Annotated in this window: 12 protein-coding genes and 3 pseudogenes; 8 read left to right on the top strand and 7 right to left on the bottom strand. The window is 57.6% G+C overall.

Annotated elements, in window-relative coordinates:
* Positions 1-407 precede the first annotated feature (407 nt).
* The gene (locus tag FHT71_RS26755) at positions 408-1,052 is read left to right on the top strand and encodes a response regulator transcription factor (protein ID WP_132593542.1); all 645 of its coding nucleotides are present in this window, start codon (positions 408-410) and stop codon (positions 1,050-1,052) included.
* A gap of 128 nt (positions 1,053-1,180) precedes the next feature.
* Here FHT71_RS26755 and FHT71_RS26750 read toward each other — a convergent pair whose 3' ends face one another.
* Entirely contained in the window at positions 1,181-2,572 is a 1,392-nt protein-coding gene (locus tag FHT71_RS26750; protein WP_165933180.1) for an ATP-binding protein, read from the bottom strand.
* 237 nt (positions 2,573-2,809) lie between these two features.
* Here FHT71_RS26750 and FHT71_RS32200 point away from each other — a divergent pair, with 237 nt between their 5' ends.
* The 3 genes from FHT71_RS32200 to FHT71_RS26735 all read left to right on the top strand — a co-directional run bounded on the left by FHT71_RS32200 (position 2,810) and on the right by FHT71_RS26735 (position 12,016).
* Positions 2,810-8,845 carry a peroxidase family protein gene (locus FHT71_RS32200; protein WP_165933179.1) on the top strand — a complete coding sequence of 2,012 codons (6,036 nt, stop codon included), beginning with the start codon at positions 2,810-2,812 and terminating at the stop codon, positions 8,843-8,845.
* 74 nt (positions 8,846-8,919) lie between these two features.
* Complete coding sequence (locus FHT71_RS26740) at positions 8,920-10,707, top strand: type I secretion system permease/ATPase (RefSeq protein ID WP_348632829.1); 1,788 nt, start codon at positions 8,920-8,922, stop codon at positions 10,705-10,707.
* Positions 10,628-12,016: an HlyD family type I secretion periplasmic adaptor subunit gene (locus FHT71_RS26735; protein WP_132593534.1), complete on the top strand. Its 1,389-nt coding sequence runs from the start codon at positions 10,628-10,630 to the stop codon at positions 12,014-12,016. Before FHT71_RS26740 ends, FHT71_RS26735 begins: the two co-directional genes overlap by 80 nt.
* A gap of 6 nt (positions 12,017-12,022) precedes the next feature.
* Here the strand turns inward: FHT71_RS26735 and FHT71_RS26730 are convergent.
* Positions 12,023-12,190 (bottom strand): annotated as a pseudogene (locus tag FHT71_RS26730) (IS630 family transposase); the annotation flags it as partial.
* Here FHT71_RS26730 and FHT71_RS26725 point away from each other — a divergent pair.
* Positions 12,134-12,502 (top strand): annotated as a pseudogene (locus FHT71_RS26725) (transposase); the annotation flags it as partial. The pseudogenes FHT71_RS26730 and FHT71_RS26725 overlap by 57 nt on opposite strands.
* An 87-nt stretch (positions 12,503-12,589) precedes the next feature.
* Here FHT71_RS26725 and FHT71_RS26720 read toward each other — a convergent pair.
* Positions 12,590-12,895 (bottom strand): hypothetical protein, encoded by a 306-nt coding sequence (locus FHT71_RS26720; RefSeq protein ID WP_132593532.1) that lies wholly within the window; start codon positions 12,893-12,895, stop codon positions 12,590-12,592.
* A pseudogene (locus tag FHT71_RS26715) lies at positions 12,895-13,038 on the bottom strand (transposase domain-containing protein); the annotation flags it as partial. The pseudogene FHT71_RS26715 and the gene FHT71_RS26720, both read right to left, overlap by 1 nt.
* Before the next feature lie 124 nt (positions 13,039-13,162).
* Between FHT71_RS26715 and FHT71_RS26710 the strand changes: the two are divergent.
* Together FHT71_RS26710 and FHT71_RS26705 are read left to right on the top strand one after the other, a co-directional pair.
* Positions 13,163-14,404, top strand: coding sequence for a site-specific integrase (locus FHT71_RS26710; RefSeq protein WP_132593530.1), 1,242 nt, complete (start codon positions 13,163-13,165; stop codon positions 14,402-14,404).
* On the top strand, positions 14,401-15,231 hold the full coding sequence (locus FHT71_RS26705) for a tyrosine-type recombinase/integrase (protein WP_245505539.1): 831 nt from the start codon (positions 14,401-14,403) through the stop codon (positions 15,229-15,231). The genes FHT71_RS26710 and FHT71_RS26705 overlap by 4 nt, the downstream gene beginning before the upstream one ends.
* Positions 15,232-15,763: 532 nt before the next feature.
* Here FHT71_RS26705 and FHT71_RS26700 read toward each other — a convergent pair.
* Positions 15,764-16,426, bottom strand: coding sequence for an RloB family protein (locus FHT71_RS26700; protein WP_132593528.1), 663 nt, complete (start codon positions 16,424-16,426; stop codon positions 15,764-15,766).
* A 3-nt stretch (positions 16,427-16,429) separates the two neighbouring features.
* On the bottom strand, positions 16,430-17,674 hold the full coding sequence (locus FHT71_RS26695; protein ID WP_132593526.1) for an ATP-binding protein: 1,245 nt from the start codon (positions 17,672-17,674) through the stop codon (positions 16,430-16,432).
* Positions 17,675-18,179: 505 nt separating this feature from the next.
* Here FHT71_RS26695 and FHT71_RS26690 point away from each other — a divergent pair.
* Complete coding sequence (locus tag FHT71_RS26690) at positions 18,180-18,494, top strand: hypothetical protein (protein WP_132593524.1); 315 nt, start codon at positions 18,180-18,182, stop codon at positions 18,492-18,494.
* 278 nt (positions 18,495-18,772) lie between these two features.
* Here FHT71_RS26690 and FHT71_RS26685 read toward each other — a convergent pair whose 3' ends face one another.
* Entirely contained in the window at positions 18,773-20,776 is a 2,004-nt protein-coding gene (locus FHT71_RS26685; protein ID WP_132593522.1) for a CocE/NonD family hydrolase, read from the bottom strand.
* Between the last annotated feature and the right edge of the window lie 212 nt (positions 20,777-20,988).

Genomic DNA, 20,988 nt, shown 5'->3' with positions numbered 1-20,988 from the left:
GCACAGCAGTTGGATCAAGAGATCGAAATGGAAGTCGCGATCTGTCGAACCCAACGCATTGTGCTTCTCCGGCTCCGATCCCGCGAGGCCGGCTTCGTGATGGAGCATGGAGTTTCGGAGTTTCTCTTCTTCGGTTTCGCTCATCTTGATGGCGGCCTCTCTGGCGGCCAGCCCTTCGATGTTGCAACTTTCCAAAGCGTCAGCATTTGGCGAATGACGGAGCAACGATGTAGAGTACTCGTGAAATAATAGGTAAGCGCATTTGCTCGTATTCTCTTTGAGAGATTAATGATAATATTTTCTAACCTGAATAATCTACTGATATTATATAAATATTGCCGCGCCTATGCAGAGATAACATTTGAGTGTAGTCTTGACGCCATTTACGGTACTGTAGTGGAGGGGTTATGCTCAACTCTGTTAGAGTGGCGTTCGTTGATGATCATCCCATGTTACTTGAAGGTATCGGCGCTGTCTTCGCCCGGCACGGTCGATACGATGTTGTTGCGAAAGGCAGCGACGCGGGTGCTGCGCGTGCCATTGTGGCTCGAAATGAGCCACACCTGATCTTTGTTGACTTAAGCATGCCTGGTGACGTCTATGGGGCTATCACTGACATCGCGGCGGCCGGCAGAACAAAGGTCATCGTCTACACGGCGTGCAATAGCGTCGATCTGGCGGTCAAGTCCTTGGACAGCGGCGCCAGTGCCTTCATTCTCAAGGAGAGCATTTCGAACGAGCTTTTTGGGGCGGTTGACGCCGTCATGAAGGGCGAAGTTTTCATTTCTCCCAGTTTGGCCGGCAAGGTAATTTTCGCCCTGAAGGGCCGCCGTCGAAAAGAAGGAGCGGCAGGCGCCAAACTTAGCCATCGTGAGGAGCAGGTCGTTGCACTTCTGTTGAAAGCTCGTTCAAACAAGGAAATCGCTCTGTCCCTGTCGATCAGCGAAAAGACAGTAAAGCACTACATGGCCAACCTCATGACGAAACTTAACGCCCGAAATCGAGTGGAAGTCGCGCTCGCGGCCCAACAGCACGTGTCGCTCATCAGCTAGCGCCGCTACTACTGCATTTCCGCGGTTGTGACGTGTGGCTTCCTGAACCGTTCAGCGCACCCCATCGACTGCTCTGTCGGGAGATAACGTTGTGGGTGCCGCTTGAGTCGGTAGCGGGATCTGCCCGTTCATGGCTGTGATAATCCAACCTCTGTGTTTTCCAGATCGAGGGGAAGTTTGACGATGAGTTCGGTTCCACCGGATGCGGGCGATATGATCGAAAACTCGCCAGATAGAGCGGCAAGCCGATTCCGTAGCCCGACTAGTCCAAGCTTGGCGTTGGCAGTTGGCTCGGGCATTTGCGCCGAGACGCCTGGTCCGCGGTCCCTCACTGTGATCAGAAGCCGGCCATTCTCTTCCTTGACGGTGACTGACTGGCCGGCCGCCGCGGCATGTCGGTAGGCGTTGTTTAAGCCCTCCTGAATGACTCGGTAGCAACATATCTTCACAGCCGTCGGAACGTTTTCCGGCAGCGTGCCGATGTCTCGCGCCACGGACGTCCCGGTCAACTGCTCATGGCGATAAATGGCAGCCTCAACAACCTGCGCCAATCCTTCCGCCTGAATACCCGGCAATACGAGCCCGCTCGAAATGTTTCGGAGTTCCGAATAGAGATATCTGGCGAGCTGGATGGTGTTTGGCGGGGCACCGCCCGAATTGGCATCGTTGATGAGCTCGGGCCTTTCCTCGCCATCGCGTCCATATTGCAGCGAAAGCATCAGAATGCTGAGTGTCTGGATTGGCCCGTCATGAAGCTCCGATCCCAGGCGGGCCAGGAAATTCTCGTTGTCCTCGCTTGCTCGCACACGAGCCCGCTCGGCAATCTTGCGCAACTCGTCATTTTGCTTGGCGAGATGAGCCGCTTCGGCGTAACGCCGCTTAAGATCATCTCTCTGCCGATCAATGGTCTTGCTTCCTTGAGAAACGATGAGGTGGAGTACCGCGATCATTCCGAGCGAGGTCAATCCAACAAGAAGCCAGGTCCAGTTGCGCGTGCTAGTGCGTTCGGCGATCAAAGCAGAGGCGCTCTGGTAGAATTCGCCCACCGCAATGATACGGTTGGTTCCTGTCTGATAGAGTGGCGCATAAACCTCGATCAATCGGATGTTCTGGTCCCCGGTCACGCCGTCCAGCAATTCGTCAAGATCTTCGAACGCGGTTGCCAGGCCCCCGCTTGCTGCAATCCTGACTTCATCCTCCGCTTGCTCTCCGACCTTGATGTTATCGCTCGAAGAGTAGGCGAGTGTCCCGTCGAGGCGCCATATTTTCAGGAGGATAAAACGATTGCTCACATCGTGACCTGCAAAGAGCGTATGGGCAAAAAGCGTATCTAGGCGCTCTTCGATGTGTTCTGCCAAGGGATCTGCCGATCCAAGCTCCTGGATGTAGGGTTGGAGGAACGCTTGCAGGAAGATCGCGCCGGCCTCGGCTGCGCTTCGCGTGGCGCTCGCCTGGTATCGCGAACTCATCCAGTTTCCGAGCATGAGCATCGAGACCCCGACGATCAGCGTTGCGGTCATCAGGAACTGTCGGGACAAGTTGCTGGTTGGGCGCTTCCGGCGACCGGAGACGAGGGACCAAAGTCGCAGGCCAATACGGCCTAATTGCCCTATCCGGCCACTGGGCTTCAGTTCAACCATCGCATGGGACTTTCTGAGCTGATATGGGAACTGAATATGGATCACACTCCTTCTGATAGATTTCGCCAGATGCACGCATAATCATCTGCGCGATCGCGCCAGCAAGGGGAGATGAACATGCCCTCCGTTAAACCTTTCGAAATAACACTAGGCGATATCAACTATCTGCTCGACCAGATGCGCGATGCTATTTTTATTGTCAGATTCGATGCACAGGGCCGGCCGATTTATGGGTATCATGACTCTGCCGGCGTCGTCCACGAGCTGGGTTTGTTTGGAACCTTTGACCCCCTGGGCATTGTCGATCCCATCACCGGTTTGTTGATCTACGATGGTGCGCGGGAAGCGAGCGGCTTTCGCATCCCCAGTGGATTGTTCAACAACCTCGTGGATCTCACCCGCTGGGCATGGGGTGCCACCGACAATCCGTTTCCGCGCCTTACAGTCGCGGACTACAACCATTATGTGCAGCAGATAGTGACCAACCAGGCGCTGGCGGGAGATGCGACACACGACGGCTATCTCACGACGCACCCCACAATCAGCGACCCAAACGCTGCTACGACACTGGCAACGCCGGCGGCTTACGCTGATCCCAACAAGAGTGTGGTCGACTACACACCACGCATGATCGCCCAGACGATCAGCTCATCCAATGAGGGTGGCGCCCTTCAACGGGTGGAGGTCAGCGCGCCGGGAACCGTGACCGACGTTGTCACTTCAACGTATGCGGACGGGTCGGTTCACACGGAGAATATCGTACGCAACCTCAACACCCTCCCGGGTGACCCCTCGACAAGCGGAATTTTCACCTTGTTCGGGCAGTTTTTCGATCACGGGCTCGATTTCATCGACAAGGGCGGTCAGGGCGCCAAAATCATCATCCCGCTGGATCCGGACGACCCCCTTTACAGGGCACCGGGGACGAACGGTGCTTCGGACCCTGGCAACACGACCATTACCATTTCGCGCGCAACGCCGGATGACTACACCTTGCGGGATATTCACGGCCGTCAGGTATCCATAGCGGGTGCCGACAACGTCTGGGGAACTGGAGATGACGTCCAGTCACTGGGTGCTGATGGCGTGCTCGGAGGGACGGGGCAGGATGCCGATGTTCTTGGCCCGGTTGCCAAGCCTGCCGCATCGAGCTACACCAATCATACGTCACCGTACATCGACCAAAGCCAGAGCTACGGCTCGGACACGCAAATCACGCTGTTACTGCGGGCATGGGTGTTGGACCCGAATAGCGGACAATATCGTCCCGGCGCAGAGCTTTTCGACGGCCATCAGACGCAGGCATACAACAGCAATGTCTTCAACGATGCCAGCCCCAATGGACTGGGTGCCGGGACGACAACCAGGACCGTACCCACGCTCGCGGAACTGCGCGCTCATTTGCTAGCAACCGGCCGTGATGACCTGACATGGGATGATATCAACAATTATCGCGCTCGCGATGCGAGCGGCCATGTGATCGATACGAATGGCGCCGTCCCGGGGGGCTACGTCTTCACGGGCCAGGCGCTGCTCCTGGATATGAACCCGAACCTCACGACGGCCATTGACTACGCCAATGCGACGATCGTAGCGGGCGGCATTACCGCTGCCAATCTGATGTCCTTCATCGACTTTTCCAACTTTTCCATCCGCAATTCAGTCGGCGGAGTAGCAGTCACCGCCGCGCAGTATGCCGCCGTCAGCGAAGCGCTGATGCAATCGGTGGGAAACCACTATGTCGCCGGCGACGGTCGTGCGAACGAGAACTTCGGCCTCACGGCGCTGCACCATGTCTTTCACGAAAACCACAATGTCCAGCTTGTCAACCTCGAGAACGCGATCCTCGGCCAGGCCGATGCGGCATCGCGCCACAATTTCCAGATCGCGGTCAACGGCCCGAACGGTCCTTACACCGATGCGAACGGAAACTACCTTGTCTCCGCCGGCGGACAGATCTCATGGGATCCCGACAAGATGTTCGAAGCCACGAAGCTGATCAACGAAATGGAATATCAGCATGTGGCAATCGACCAGTATGCACGCCTTGTCACGCCGGATCTTCCCGAGTTCGTGACCTACGACAACGATATCAAGGCCGATATCTCCCTTGAGTATGCGCAAGCCGCCTTCCGCTTCGGCCATTCGCAACTGCGTGAGACGATCGACGCCATCGATCCCAATGGCCTGGTCAGCAAGTTTGCCCTGTCGGGCGCGTTTCTGAACCCGGGACAGTTCGCTGCCGTTGGAGCAACCGACATCGTTCGCGGCATGTCGCAGCAATTGTCGAATGAGGTGGACGAGTTCCTGACGCCGGCCATGCAGCAGTCGTTGCTCGGTCAACCGCTTGACCTCGCAGCGATCAACATCGCCCGCGGTAGAGACCTCGGAATCCCGACCCTAAACGAGGTACGCAGGCAGCTTCACGATGCACTTGTCGCGGAACGCGCGGCGGACCCGACAACCCCGCACCATACCAATCTCATCGTCGATGCGCTAAATCCATACACAAGCTGGGCCGAATTCGGGTCCCAGATGCAGCATCCGCAATCGCTGGTAAATTTCATCGCGGCTTATGCGTTTGACGGGGACTTGGCCAAGGCCGAAGCAATCGTCGGACTGGAGAATGGTACGATCGCCGAGGGCTCGTCAGAAGCGCAGGGCTTTTCCGTCGATTATGCGATCGCATTCCTCAACAATACCGGGGTCAATCCAGGCGAGCAACCGCCGCTCGGGGCTGACGCGTTCAACAGCATAGACCTATGGATCGGCGGCCTGGCTGAGTTGCATGTCTTTACCGGCCAGCTCGGGACTACGTTCAATGCGATTTTTGAAGACCAGATGGAACGGCTGATGGATGGCGATCGCTTCTACTACATCTACCGTCTCCAGACCGCCTTGAACATCGACACCGATCTCGGGCACGCCATCGTTACCGAGCAGTTCAAGGACATTATCGAGCGGACGACCGGCGCCATTCACCTGAACGGCGACGTTATGGGTTATGCGGATAGCAATATCGAACTCGCCCGTACAGTGGTGCCAGGCACGGCATTGCGGGCTGTACGAGGCGAGCTCATTCTTGACATCAATGGCAATCCAGTCGCCGGCAACCTGGGCGACCTGAAATATGATGCAAACCACCAACTGATCACACAGGACTATCAAAACGCACACGCCTATGGCGCGTTGCTGTCAAGCTACGCAGCGACGCCCAACGGCATAGATGTTGTCGGCGGTGCAGCCAATCTGGGCTATGGCATATATTCAGGTTTCGGTAATGGCATCGTCGGCAATGGTGGTCTTATAACCAAAACCAATTCCGACCTTGGCATCACGCGTACTTTCATTCGCGATTTTCGTCCGGACATGGGCGAGAACCCGGATGGCACACCGGCCTCGGGATACAATTCCCACGAGGTACTCGCCGGCACAGACAACGACGACTGGATCGACGCAGGTAATGGCGACGATACGGTTTATGGCGACCGGGGGGATGATGTGTTGGACGGAAAGGCCGGTGCAGATCATCTCTACGGCGGCGACGGTCAGGACGTGATCTACGGCGGAGATATCGAGGACTTTCTCGATGGAGGGATGGGCGACGATATTGTCTACGCTGGCACCAGTGCCGGGGCGCTGGATGTCGTTATCGGCGGAAGTGGCAACGACAAGCTCTACGGCGAAGCCGGCATCGACGAAATCTACGGCGGCAGCGGCGACGACTATATCGACGCCGGCGGCGACACCGACCTTGCATTCGGAGACGGCGGTAACGATGAGATGTATGGCGGCGACGGCCCCGACGAACTGCGCGGCGGCCTAGGGGACGACATACTTTCCGGCGGCTCCGGTGCGGACATGTTGCTCGGCGAAGGTGGCGACGACATCATCATGGGTGGTATCGGACAGGCCGCGCAAGTTGGCGACGCCGACGAAGCTCTTGGCGGCGACGGCTTTGACATGGCGTCATACAGCGATGTGAGCATCGTGCTCGACGTCGCTGCCGATCTTCGCAACCAGGGCCTGACCGCGGCCAATGGCGGAACCGCCTTCAATCCGTTCAACCAGTTGCTGAGCCAAATTGAAGGCCTTATCGGATCCAAATTCAACGACAGGCTGATCGGAGATGCCGGAGACAACTGGCTAATCGGGGGTGGGGGTGCCGATCGCTTCAATACCACGATCGCCGACGCGACCGGCAACATCGGCAGTGGCGGCAATGACGTCGTCATCGGAGACAGTATCCGTCTCGACACCCTAATCGGCGCCTACGGCGGTTATTCAATCAGTCTCGATGCAATTGGCAACGCCGTTCATTCCGTCGGAAATATCCTCAGCGCCGGTCTCCTTGGCAATGTAGCGCTTGGTACGCAAATGTTTGCCACGCACTATACCGATCTGCTTAAGACCGAGAAGTTCAAGGACATGGTACTCGGCTCCGACTCGGCGGCTGCCGGAGCGGATACCACGGTCTATTCGGGCAACAGAGCCGACTACACCATTACCGCGATCACCTTTTCGTCGGCAAATCAGGGCACTGTCCTAGCCTACAAGATACAGGACAATAGACCTGGTTCGCCGGATGGCACAGACCTGCTGGTTGGGATTGATCTCGTGCAATTTGCGGATCGGACGATCACCATTGATCAATTGGCTAATCACGCGGCCACGGGCTCATTGTCGTTTAGTGCCGGGGAGCAGGGAAGTCTCGCGCGCCTTACACCGACGAGTGCGCTTTTTGACGCCGATAACATCACTGTCGCAAACCCGCAGGGCAGCGTCACCATTCCGAACAGCGGCTACAACTGGCAAACAAGCGCCGACGGCGTCGTCTGGACAACGGTGCAGAGTGGCAACGGAAGCGGACAGCAATCCAACCAGCACGTTCTAAGTCAGGGGCAGACCTCGGGCAAGCTGATTAGGCTTGTGGCATCCTTCGTGGACTCGCTCGGAAATCCCGAATCCGTGCAATCGAATACATGGAACCTCATCGTTGGTACCACCTCCAACAACGCTGGCGGCGCCGCTTTGAGCGGCACCAGCAGTCTGTTGATCGGGGATGCGATTTTCGGTCTTGCAGGGAACGATACATTGAACGCGTTGGCCGGCGATGATCGGTTGTTTGGTGGCAATGGAAACGACGTTCTGAACGGCGGCGATGGCAACGACTATCTCGATGGCGGAGCCGGCAATGACACTCTGACAGGTGGCATCGGTGATGACACCTACGTGATCGCCAACAATGGAGGGTTTTTTGGGGGTACTGACACGATCGTGGAGCAAGCAAACGGCGGGGCAGACCTTGTGCTCAGTTCGACGAGCTATACTCTAGGCAACAACCTCGAAAACCTGACACTGACCGGCGGCGGCAATATCAACGGTACTGGCAACGGTGGTTTAAACAGTCTCGTCGGCAACTCCGGCAACAACACGCTCGACGGAGGGGCGGGCGCAGACTCGATGACCGGCGGGGCCGGCAATGACACATACATCGTCGACAACGCAGGTGATACGATCCATGAAAATGCCAATCAGGGCACTGATACAGTACGCACCTCGTTGCCCATCTTCACGTTGTCTGACAACGTCGAGAATCTGGTATACGTCGGCAACGCATCATTCACTGGCAACGGCAATGCCCTCAACAACGCCATCACCGGAGGCAGTGCCGGCGATACCCTGAATGGCGGGGACGGAAACGATACGCTGACGGGCGGCGGCGGCGGCGACAGCCTGAATGGTGGAAACGGCAACGACACCCTGGTCGGCGGCTCTGGCAACGATTTCCTTGCGGGCAACGCAGGTGCCGATCAGTTTGTCTTTAACACCAACCTGAACAGCGCGGGCGTTGATACGATTACCGGTTTCGTCAGCACCTCCGCCAATCCCGCTGAACACGATCGTATCGTCTTGGATAATGCAAACGGCATTTTCAGCCAGGTCGGAAACAATGGAAATCTTTTGGCAGCAGCTTTTTGGAGCTCTGCAACGGGTACGGCGCACGATATTACCGACAGAGTTATCTATAACACCACGAACGGTTGGCTGACATACGACAGCGACGGCACCGCCAACGGCGGATCGCCGGTGCATTTTGCCACGCTCGAAGCAAACCTCACGCTGCAGGCAGCCGACTTCCTGGTCGTCTGATGCCGGGGGGCCGGCCAGCCCCGTGCACCCCTCCGGTATTGGCTGGCCCCATCGAGACATTCGCCGGGCGATAGATGGAGCTTCACATGCATCAACCACTGCGTGCTGCAAACGCAAACCATGCTTTGTTCGATCCTAGACTATCCAGAACACTACCAGCGAGCATCGCCCTCAGGCGCCGACTGCCTGATCTTCGGGCAGTCGGGATCTTTTCCGGCGTCATCAGCATTTTGACGCTGACCGGATCCTTCTACATGCTACAGGTCTATGACCGGGTCTTGGTGAGCCGGAGCGTTGAGACTTTAATTGTGCTCTCTGCGATAGCGCTTATTGCCTTTCTGTTACAGGGGTTACTCGACTCGTTTCGACTACGAATGCTGAGCCGCATTGGCGCGCAATTCGATGAAGACCTCTCAAGTCTGGCTTTTCGTGCTGCAAGCCTTTTGCCCTTGAAGGGTGCAAAGCCAGACGAAGCAATGCAGCCTCTACGCGATGTCGATCAGGTTCGCGCATTCCTTGGCAGTCCTGGTCCAACAGCCATGTTTGACCTCCCTTTCATGCCGCTTTTCGTGGTCGGCTGCTTTTTGCTGCATCCATGGCTCGGTTGGCTCGCGGTCGGTGGCGGGAGTGTCATCGTCATTCTGGCCATCGCGACGGATGTGCAAGTTCGCGCCCCGACACATGAAGCCAGTTTGCATGGCAATCGGAAGCAACTGTTCGCAGAATCGGCGCGACGCCACTGCGAGGCGATCGATGCCATGGGCATGCATGGATCGATGGGAAACAGGTGGAGGAAGCTCAGTCGCGATTTTCGCGATACGAGCTTGCAGGCAAGTGACGTGCAGGCCAGTCTCGGTGCGTTTGCAAAGATATTCCGCACGGTCCTTCAGTCGTCAATACTGGCGTTGGGAGCCTACTTGGCGGTTAACCAGGAGGTATCGGGCGGCGCTATGATCGCCGCCTCGATTATGACGTCTCGAGCACTGGCGCCGATCGAAACAGCAATCGCACATTGGAAGGGATTCGTCTCCGCGAGGGCGGCTTATACGAGACTCAAGAGCTCCCTGTCGATTGCTGTCGAAGGCGAGCAGGTCGAGTTGCGGGCACCCCGCCTGAAGGTAACCGTCGACGGACTTGCTGTTGCCGCGCCGGGTGCCCAGGATCCTGTCGTGTTGAACGCCGCGTTTGAACTGAAAGCCGGTGACGGCCTCGGTATCATCGGGCCAAGTGGCTCAGGCAAGTCATCGCTGGCGCGCACCCTTGTCGGCGTTTGGTTGCCGATGAAAGGCAGTGTGAGGCTCGATGGTGCATTGCTTCATCAATGGAACCGCGACAGCCTTGGGCGCCATATCGGTTATTTGCCGCAGGATCTCGCCCTGGTAGACAGCACGATCGCGGAGGCGATTTCCCGGTTTCAGGTTGAGGGCAACTCCGAGAAGATTATCAAGGCGGCGACGGCCGCGGGCGCCCATGAGCTCATTGTCGGCATGCCGGACGGCTATGATACCAGAATCGGCGACGGGGGCATTTTTCTGTCCGGGGGTCAGCGTCAAAGGATTGGCTTGGCGAGGGCACTGTATGGCGATCCGTTTCTCGTCGTTCTCGATGAGCCGAACTCCAACCTCGATGCGTCCGGTGATGCGGCGCTCAGCAATGCCATCAGCGGCGTGCGCAGTCGAGGCGGAATCGCGATTGTAATCACGCATCGACCGCTCGGACTGGCATCCGTGGACAAGGTCGCGTTTGTTCACGAAAAGAGCATCAAGCTCTTTGGCCCCAAGGATGAGGTCATGGCGGTGCTTTCGAGGCCCTCCGAAAGCACGATCCCCCTTAGGGCCAGTGGAAATTCCAGCCATGTATAGCTCGACCCCTTTGTATTCCGACCACTCGCTTTCGCTTCGCCGCTACAGGCGAGCCGGCGCGATGTTGATTGCCGCCTTCGCATCTACGTTCGGTGTCTGGGCAACCGTTGCACCACTTTCCAGCGCTGTCGTTGCGTCAGGACATTTCGAGGTCGAAGGAAACATAAAAAAGATTCAACACAAGGCAGGTGGTATTGTTTCGGAGATACTTGTCCATGAGGGACAGCGGGTCGCGGGAGGACAGACACTTCTGCGTCTTGATGATACCAATGCGCGGTCTGAACTCCAAATCGTCGAGCATCAGCTTGCGGAACTTCAAATGAGCGCAGCAAGGCTGGTCGCCGAACGCGACGGAGCAGTCCATTTCGAACTTCCCAGCTACTTCACCAGATATTCTAATGCCGTGTCGGCTCGCGTCCTTTTCAACCGAGAGCAGCGGCTTCTCGATGCGCGCCTGAAGGCAAGGCAGGGACAGAAGCAGCAGCTTACCGAGCGCGTGACGCAGTTGATGAATCAGATTGATGGCCTTAGCCTGCAAGAGAGTGCCAAACGACACGAGCGTCAATTGCTCGATACAGAGCTTCGCAGCCTTCGCAGTCTCCTCGACAGGCAGCTTGTCTTGGTTAGCCAAGTAAAGATCCTCGAGCGGAACATGGCGCAACTCGATGGTGAGATCGGGCAGCTTCAAGCGTCCACAGCCGAGATTCGGGCAAAGATCGCGGAAACAAAACTCCAGGTGTTGAATCTGGATCAGATCGCGGTTGCCGAGGCGGGCAAGGATCTTGCGGAAACCGAGAGCAAGATCAATGAACTCAGCGAAAAACAGATTGAGGCAGAGGATGCCTTGACACGCGTCAGCGTCCGGTCGCCCCTGGCCGGTGTCGTACACGAGCTCTCCGTCCACACGGTCGGTGGCGTTGTTGGCGCAGGCGAGGTGCTTATGATGATCGTGCCGGAGATGGCAGAGCTCAACGTCGAATTGCGCATCTCGCCGCAAGAGGTGGATTCGATCCATGTGGGGGATAAATCATTTGTCAGAATCAGTGGCCTCAATCGTTCCACGACTCCAGATCTCGAGGGAAAGGTAGAAATGATCGGGGCAGACCTGGTCGAGGATACTCCAACGCGGATCTCCTATTACCCCGTCCGCGTTCATCTGCCACCGGGCGAGCTTGACCGGCTCAATGGTACACAAGTTGTTCCGGGCATGCCGGTCGAGGCTTTTATCACAACATCCAAGCGTACTTTTCTCGATTATCTCTGGGAGCCGCTTTCTGACCGACTGCGGCGCGCTATTCGTGAGCACTAGAGCGCTTCATGTTTTGACGGAAGCGTAGCCGGCGTTTGAGAAGTAGTTGGCGCATTCTGGCTTGATGGTGTCGGCGAGCAGACCCAGATGTCGCCAAGTTTCCTCAATGTTTCGGGCCTGGCGCATCCAGTGCTTGATCTTGGCGAAGGCCTGCTCGATCGGATTAAGGTCGGGGTATGGGTGCGCGAGATCGCGAAACTCGGCCATGATCTGCGCCTCATTCCACCGGGTTACGTCAAACCTTTCGTCAAACGCGGCAAGACGGACGCGGCCGATGCGGAAGCCATCAGCGAGGCGGTGATCCGCAAGACCATGCGCTTCGTTCCCATCAAGACCGCCGAACAGCAGGCAGACGTAATGGTGTTGAAAACCCGTGCCCTTCTGGTCCAGCAGAGGACGCAGTCGGTCAACGCCTTGCGTACGCATCTGGCTGAACCGGGGATCATCGCGACCGGCGGCCTTGCCAACGTTGCGGCGCTGATGGCTGTTGTGCGGGAAAGTAAAGATATTCGACTGCCCGCAGCTGATTTGTGAGCGTCCGGCGAATGCATTTCTTCGTCTACGAGGCGCGGTCTAGGACTTGCGGCTTAGCTCATCTGCCATGACGCGCTCGATCATCTCGGGATCGCATTGTTCATCGACCAAGAACTGCCGGATCCCTCCGGTCCATGTCCTGACATCCGCTAGGAACTCCTCGAGGCATTCGACGCCCCGGTCCGTGAAGCCGGTTGTGCCATCTTCGGTCCCGTTGTGGACGCGCACCATTTCGCCGTAGTCGATATTGTCCGAGTTTGCAGCGATCTCTTGGAGCAGTTCGAGGTTTTCGCCGATCATGGCAGCGACGTTTTCGATCGTATAGATGTGCATCGAACGAGCCATCAGACAGCCTTTTGCACGGCGGAATCTGCTGGGAGCATATTCCATGGCAACAGGTCTTCAAGCCTGTCTATGGGGTAATCTTTGATCCGGGTCAGGACGTCTGTGAGATAGACCTCCGGATTGTGGCCATGGAGTTTAGCAGTTTATGCCGACCGGCGAACTATGCCGATTAATCAAGTTTTTCCCAACGTTTCCGGCAGCATAGCGGTCGCTCAGTCGGCATAGATTAGGGTCTCTCCGTCGCAATTGACGCGAAGGAGAGGACACATGAACACAACTGACTATTTGAATCGCAGCGCCCTATATCGGAAGCTGCTCCACGGTCCGTATCGGGAGTTTGCGCGTGTCTACGCCGCCAAGATGTCGAAAGAAGGTTTGGGTCGGCAATGCACGTGGCGCTCGCTGAGCCTGTTTCGAGACATGATGGACTGGCATGTTGGCAATGGATATGCCCCGCAGGATTTGAACGAAGTTTATGTCGATCGTTTTCTTGAGCATCGCTTCAAACACTGGAGTCCCGATACGGGCGACCGATCGGCACTCCGACGTGTGCTTTCAGCGTTACGGGAAGAGGGCTTAATACCAGCTGCGCTTCCGGTTGAGCGCACTGAGCACGAGCAGATCGTCGATGTATTCGGGGCATATCTCTCGAATGAGAGAGGGCTCGCCGCCTCGACGGTGGGTAGCCACAAGCTTCTGTCACTTCGATTTCTACGGGAGGCCTGTCCTGCCGGCGCGAATGGGTTTGCAGCGCTCACCCCGGAGATTGTCATCGGGTATGTCGAACGAAATGCGCTCGATGGCTCCGCCGACAGCGGCAAGGCAATGTGCGGAGTCGTGCGTGCCTTGCTGCGCTACTTGCATTTGAAGGGCTTCATTTCGACGGCGTTGGCCGATTGCGTGCCATCCATCCGCCGCTGGCGACTTGCCGGCCTTCCAACCTTCCTGCCGCCCGAAAAGGTCCAGAAGGTTCTCGATGCCTGTGACCGGACGACGGCAATGGGGCATCGGGACTATGCGGTTCTGATGATCTTGGCCAAGCTCCGTTTGCGCGCTAGCGAAGTTGCTAGCCTCAATCTCGATGACATCGACTGGCAGTCGGGCACGATTCTCGTACAAGGAAAGGGACGGCGGCAAGCGACTATGCCGCTGCGTCACGACGTCGGAACAGCTATCGTGGCTTATATCCGGCATGGGCGTCCCGCTTCGGCGTGTCGGCGAGTTTTCTTGCGAACACTTGCGCCGCACGTGGGCTTTGCCTCCGGCTGCGCCATCACGATGATCGCGAAGCAGGCACTCGAGCGGGCAGGCATTGATGGCTATGCCCATCACGGCGCCCATCTTTTCCGCCACAGCCTCGCGACCGACCTTTTACGGTCGGGTGCCAGCTTTGCCGAGATCGGCCAACTGCTGCGCCATCGAAGCATCGACAGCACAAGGATCTATGCCAAGCTCGATGTTGAGAAGCTGCGTGGACTGAGCCTGCCCTGGCCGGGAGGTGTCCAATGAGCCGGCTTCGCACTGCCCTCAACCGCTATGTCGGCATGCGCCGAGGGCTGGGATACAAATATGATGGGCCGGCACGACGGTTGTCGGCATTCGTCACCTTCATGGAAGCCCGCGGCGCCGAGACCATCACGTCGGACCTGGCAATGCAGTGGGTGACGTCGATGGGCCGACAGCCGAGTTGGTCCATCCGCCTGGCTGATGTGCGCGGCTTTGCCCAGCACCTCAGTCATTTCGATCCTCTGACGGAAGTGCCACCGAGCGACGCAGTGCCGCCGGCGCGGCGGACAAAGCCTTACATCTATAGCGACATCGAGATTCAGGCGCTGCTGGCGGCAGCACTGTCGCTGCCGCCAGCCAACGCCCTTCGACGCTGGACGTATCATTGCCTGTTCGGACTGATAGCGGTCGCCGGACTGCGCCATTCTGAAGCGCTCGGCCTGCTCCGGGCCGACGTCGATCTCGAGCAAGGTGTCCTCACTATCCGAGAGACAAAGTTCGGCAAGTCACGGCTGGTGCCGCTGCATGGCACGACAATCGCTGTCCTTACAAACTATGCTGCTCGACGCGATGCACACCTTGGCACGCCGCGCAGTCCCTATTTCTTCGTCGCCGAACAGGGCGGCAGGTTGCTGCATCAATACGTGCACCGGGTGTTCTGGCGACTATCCCGGCAAATTGGTTTACGGCAGGAGGGGGATCGCGATGGCCCGCGGATTCACGATCTTCGTCACCGTTTCGCCGTCCAGACCCTGATCAACTGGCATCGCGCTGGCGAAGATGTGGCTGAAATTCAAGCTCTACGTATTCGAAGCAAAAGCCGATGGTAATCTCGCGATCCTCGCCGCGCTTGCCATGGTTCTCACCGCGATATGGCGCGGCGTTTTACCCGTAGCAGGTTTCTACTAAAGCTTGGAGGTGCAGGATCGTCCCTGCGCCTCCTCACATATCACCACCCAATCCAGTTAGGCCAAGTTCTTGGCTCTCCTAACGAAACTATTACAAAGGAAATGTGTAATAACAGGATGCTTGGTTCTGATCCCTTCAAGGCGAATTCGATTTAAGATCGGACCAGATCCTCCTTTGGGGTCCCATAAAGGGCACGTGAGAACAAGACGCTGGACGGCTTGACACCAGTTGGAATGGGGGCGCGAAGCGCCTGTTGGCTTCACAGCGGCGGAGATGATAGGCAAACCTGTCCTGATCCGGATCCCCGTGAGTTTTCAGATAGTAGCCTAGACGGTCAGTCGTATCGCCACGGGCTCTACGGGGGAACCACTGAAGGCCGATCTACAACTTGCTCGACGGCGTATGTTCAATCGCAGCCCGAAACGCCGCGGTCGCCTTTGCAAGCTCGTCCATCTAGGAGAACCGTCCGGCAATCTTCATCAGCTCGCCGGTCAGCACGTCGGCGGCCGTGTAGGGATCCGTGCCGTTATGTGCGTTAAAGTGCGCGCGAAGATTAACCGCGCGGGCCGTGGCGGTGGGAATCCGGTCCTTGGTGTCTTCATACACTGTCTTGCTGTTCTTGGCGTAGGTTGGGTAGTGCGCCGGCTTTCTCAACTCGGCATGAACCTCGGTCCGGTGGATGGGAGCGAGAATGTCGCGGAAGTGCAACAATACCCACAGCTCGAAATTCGGAACCGATGGGATGGCGGTAAACGGAACCGCTTTCCCCTCGTCGCTTTTCAGCTTCTTGTCGGTGGCCTCAGCTTTGGCGAGGGCATTGTGGTAGCTCGGATGGTCGTCCCGGTCGAAGACGACGTAGACGCGATCAAAGCCCTTGGTTTCGTTGAACAGGTCGATCGCATACTCGACGATGTTCAATGGGGAGGTTCCGTAGTCGGACGGCACAATCCGGACATCGGCGTTGGGAAGCCGTTTTTCGCGGCGGATCGCCTCGAAATAATTGACCTCAGTCTTTTCGCCTTCGCACACGATCAGCGTCCGGTCATAGGACCTCTTCCGACCCGGTCGGCGTGTCAGGCGTGCTTCGGTGCGTTCAAAGCGGTGCTTCTTGGCCAAATCTTACTCTTTCATCGTACCGAAGATTGGGATGCCGCCGTAGCGACCGCCCAAATAGCCTTTCTCCAAGGCTTCGCCTTTCCGTGGCGAAAACTCCAGCAAGGGGAAGAGATGCGAGACCTGGGCTGCGTCTTTTTCGGCAAACCAGATCTGGTCGCGCCGGAGTTTGCCGTCGAGCAGGGACACGTCATGGGTGGTAAAGATCAGCTGCGCTCCCTTGGGGTTCAGCTCCGGATTGTTGAACATCTTGACGATCTTCTGCACCAGCAGCGGATGAAGACTCCGGTCAAGTTCATCGACGATCAGTAGGCGGCCGCGCTGGAGAATATCCAAGATTGGCCCCGAGAGGCTGAAGAGGATCTGCGTGCCGGCGGATTCCTCGCCATACTCAAATTCGTATACCTGGCCTTCGGCGAGGTGGCCAAACTGCGGAACGTCGATTTCCGTGTCTTTAACCTCCGGCACACCTGTGCCTAGATTAATATGAAATTGTCGACCCGGCTGTTTCGTGAAGGATACACGGCAGATGCCCGTGTCGGCCGCAGCGATCAGGGACACAACGCTCGAAAGGTTGCGGGAGTTCTCTTCCGCATAGTTAGCTGAGAACCCGTAGCCTATACCTCCTCCGTCGGGGAAGATGGCCATATCCTCGGCGAACTTCTGGTAGAGGGGCTTCAGCTGCTCGTTGTTGAGCTGGATCGCCGTTGTGAGGAACAACGTTTCTTTTCGGGTCGCGCTCTCCCAGAGCTTCTTCGAGCCGGTGAAATAGTCGCTGTAGGTATAGTCGTAGCGGCTCTTTTTCTTCTCATTGTACGTGCGGGAGAACCAGACCTGCGGCTTCGCACTTTCGTAAACCAGCAGCCATTCGCTTAGGACATGGGTGCGCGTCAGCTCGAAACCGTACTGAAAGCGCTTTCCGGCAATAAGGAACGTCGCCTCGAATAAGGTCGGGTGAGTTTCATGATCTGGCCGCATTCGGAATGGGGTCAGGTTGTTTTGCTGGTCGGGTTGAACCTGGTTTGAGGTTATCACCATGCTGTGCATGAATTGCAGGGCACGGATGATGTTCGTCTTGCCGCTGGCGTTGGCTCCATAAATAGCCGCGGTATTGAGCACCCGCTTGACCTTTTCCAGGCCGGTTTCGCGGGTATGCGTGCTTTCTAGGGTGGAGTCGGAACTCGCGGCCATGCTTAGCACAGCCTCGTCACGGACTGAGCGGTAGTTATTGACGCGGAATTCGAGCAACATAATTTATGGCCTTCCTGTATCAAGTCCATATTTCGCGTAAATTCCGCAAAAAGTCAATTTATTTCGGCTGACGCGCCGAAATAGATCGAATACGTGCAGCTTACCGGAGAATCGCCACCGGCGGCCGTTCACGTTGGGGCGACGCCGCTGGACAACAGGGATGACAGACAACTCGCTGATTTCCTTTTCCTCTTCGCGGCCGGCGATTTCTCAAAGCAACCATTCCGCCTCAGTCCAAGCGATGTGCCCCACCGTGCTTTGGCTACTACACCTTCTTACGACCACCATTCGGATGATGGATTCGGCGCTATGGCCGGTGCTTTCAAAGCCAGCGCAGAGATGTCGCTGGCTGCGGAGAAGGATTCCGATCGAAAATTGCCACTTGCTTTCTACAGTGACACGCGACCGAGTTGTTTTTGAAGTCCGCCGTTGTGGTGGCGCATCGAGCATTTGTAGGCCGGGGCGCGGGCTATCCTGCTGTGTCGGTGGGGGTAAATTCAGGCCCATGACCGGCGTGCACGGCGTTGGAGCACCGTACGCTACGTTGGTCGATGTCCTTAGCAAGAACCAAGCTGAGCTTGAAAAGCAGGCGCGAACGGCGTGGCTGCCGATGCCGGACGAACTTGACAGGGCCATTAGCGCTATAGAGGCAATGGATGAGCGCGGTGTGTTCTTCCGGTATCCAACGGACAGAAACGTAGCGAAGTCGGTGAAGAAACCGATTACCGCCGAGGAGTTGACGGGGTGGGACAGGGATCAGCGCAGCGCGCTCAGGGCTCTGGTCACGTTGAACCAGGAGGACGAGATCGTCGAGACATAGCGATACGACCCCAACCTCGTGACGCAGGAATTGGCAGTGCTGCAATCAGCGTGCGACTGGCTCAATAGCATCCACGTCGGGATCGATGCGAAGTTGGCCGGAAATTGGGCCGCTCTCCACCAGCTCTTGAAATGGAAAGCACGCACGCCCTTAACATCGATGTCCGGACATTTGTCCCAAGCTGGTTAAGCATTTTTGGGGCACGGGCTAAACTGCCCCACCAATTGCAATCATGCCGCGGTTTGCGGCGGCGAGCCCATTTGCCTGTCAGCGCTGATTTACATCAGGTCGCGCGCGATGCGCTTCTCTTCGAATATCTTCCGTAAGATCTCTGTCTCGCCTTCATAGGCAATGACCGAGGCGCTGATGATCCAGTCCTTTGCCGTGCAGGCTATGGATGAGGTCGCGACCGTGCGAACGAACCAGCCGGGGCGCTGCATATCGCAGGTCCAGGTCGAGATGCCGGACATCGACAGCGGGTCATCCGGCGCAATCGACCAGGTTTCCTCGCGCAGCTGCCGCGTCGACAGGCCGGTACCGGGATGTTCGAAAAGGCCGGTGTCCTCTTGGATTTCATAGCGGGTAAGGCCGGCCGAGAGATCGCGCACCGCTTGCCGCTTCGTCGAGCCCGGCGCATGTTCGATATATTTCGGCAGCGGATCGGGATTGTCAGGCTGCTTCACGTCGATGAGCTCATGCGGCCCGAGAATTGGCAGGCCAAGGCCGATGGAGGCGATGTCGATCGTCAGACCCGGATCTTCCGGAGGCGGCAGAACCATTGGCCAATAGGCAGTCGATAGCGATAGACGGATGCGGTGCCCCTTGCGAAAACGGTAGCCGCAGGCATCGAGAGTCAGGTTCACAGTCGTGCGTTCACCCTTGCTCATCGGTTCGGGCGCGGCGTTGCTATCGCGATGGGCGAGATTGAGCAGGCCGAAGGAGACACGGGTTGCTGTGCCGTCCGGATGGATATCGACAAGCCTTGCGCAGAGATTGGCGGTTTCGGCATCGCATCTGAGCGCCAGCGTCACAACCGGACGGCCGAGATAATCATGATCTTCGGCCAGCGCCGCGGTCTGAAAGGTCAGCGACCCGGCGTCATCGACGCGCTGATCGATCGCCAGTTCGGCATCCGGCTTCAGCGAGAACCACTCGCCCGAGGCGGTGCCCGTGTCGAGCGGCGAGCGCAGATAGACGGGGTGCTCCGGCGCGTGCGGGATCGGCTTGCCTTCCATCAAGGTGCCGAACTGCTCTACATAGAAGCACTGCATGTCAGGCTGCTGCCAACTACGCTTGGCGATCCAGAAGCCAGGGTCGAAATCCCGGCGCGTGGCGGGCTTGATGGCATCCAGAATATAGGCGCGCACGGATGGCATGGTCTCCGCACCATTATCCCCGTTTCGTAGCCAGCGATTCCACCAGGCAATGGCTTCGCCCTGGAAATCAGCGCGCGGCATCGGCCAGGCGAGGTGCGGATATTTGTGGATCCATGGTCCGACAAGCGCTTTCGCCTTCTCGCCGAGGCCTTCCACTGCGAGCAACGGCGTGTTGCGATAGCCGTCGGCCCAGCCGGCAATGACGAGGGCCGGAATATCGAAGCTGTCGAAGTCCTCACAGATCGACCCATGTCGCCAGAAGTCGTCGCGGCGCTGATGCTGAAGCCATTCCTCCATGAAGAAAGGTTCCTGCTTAAGGCGCCGCAGCCACATCTCCCGCCAGTCTTCACCGACGATGGCCGGATCGGGTGAACGGGATTGATAGGCAAGCATGGTGGCAGCCCAGGAGAGCTGCGCCGACAGATGGCAACCGTTCCTGTAATGGATATCGTCGTTGTAACGGTCGACAGTGGAGGCAATCGAAATCACCGCCTTCAGCGCCGGCGGGCGAAGGGCCGCGACCTGAAGGCAATTGAAGCCGCCCCAGGAGATGCCCATCATGCCGACGGAGCCGTTCGACCATGGCTGTTCTGCGATCCAGGCTATCAATTCGCAGGCATTGGCGAGTTCGAGCTCGGTATATTCGCCGTCGATAACGCCGTCGGATTCACCGGACCCTCTGATATCGACGCGCACCCCGGCAATGCCGGCCGCGGCAAAGACGGGATAGGTGGATTCGTCGCGCAGGCTGGTTCCGTCGCGCTTGCGGTAGGGTAGGAATTCTAACACCGCCGGCACCGGCTGTGCCTCGGCATTGTCAGGCATCCAGATACGCGCCGCCAGCCGCGTTCCGTCCTTGAGCATGATCCATTCGTTTTCGATGACAGTGAAGCTGCGGTTAGTCATTGTATAATTCCATGTTTCATTACGCCTGCTGGTCTCGAACGACCGCTTGGTCAATTCCCGGCGCTGGCCATCTTTCGCGTCGTGAGCACCTTCTCCAGCCAGCCGATTTCCATCGCGGGCACGGATTTCAAGAGCAGATCCGTGTAGTCGTCAAAGGGCGGCGACAGCGCCGTCGATTTCGGGCCGAACCGCACCAGCTTGCCGCGATGCAT

It is taken from the genome of Rhizobium sp. BK060 (genome assembly GCF_014193145.1).
In the GTDB taxonomy this organism is placed as follows: Bacteria; Pseudomonadota; Alphaproteobacteria; order Rhizobiales; family Rhizobiaceae; genus Rhizobium.
This window is presented reverse-complemented; position numbering and strand designations above follow the sequence as displayed.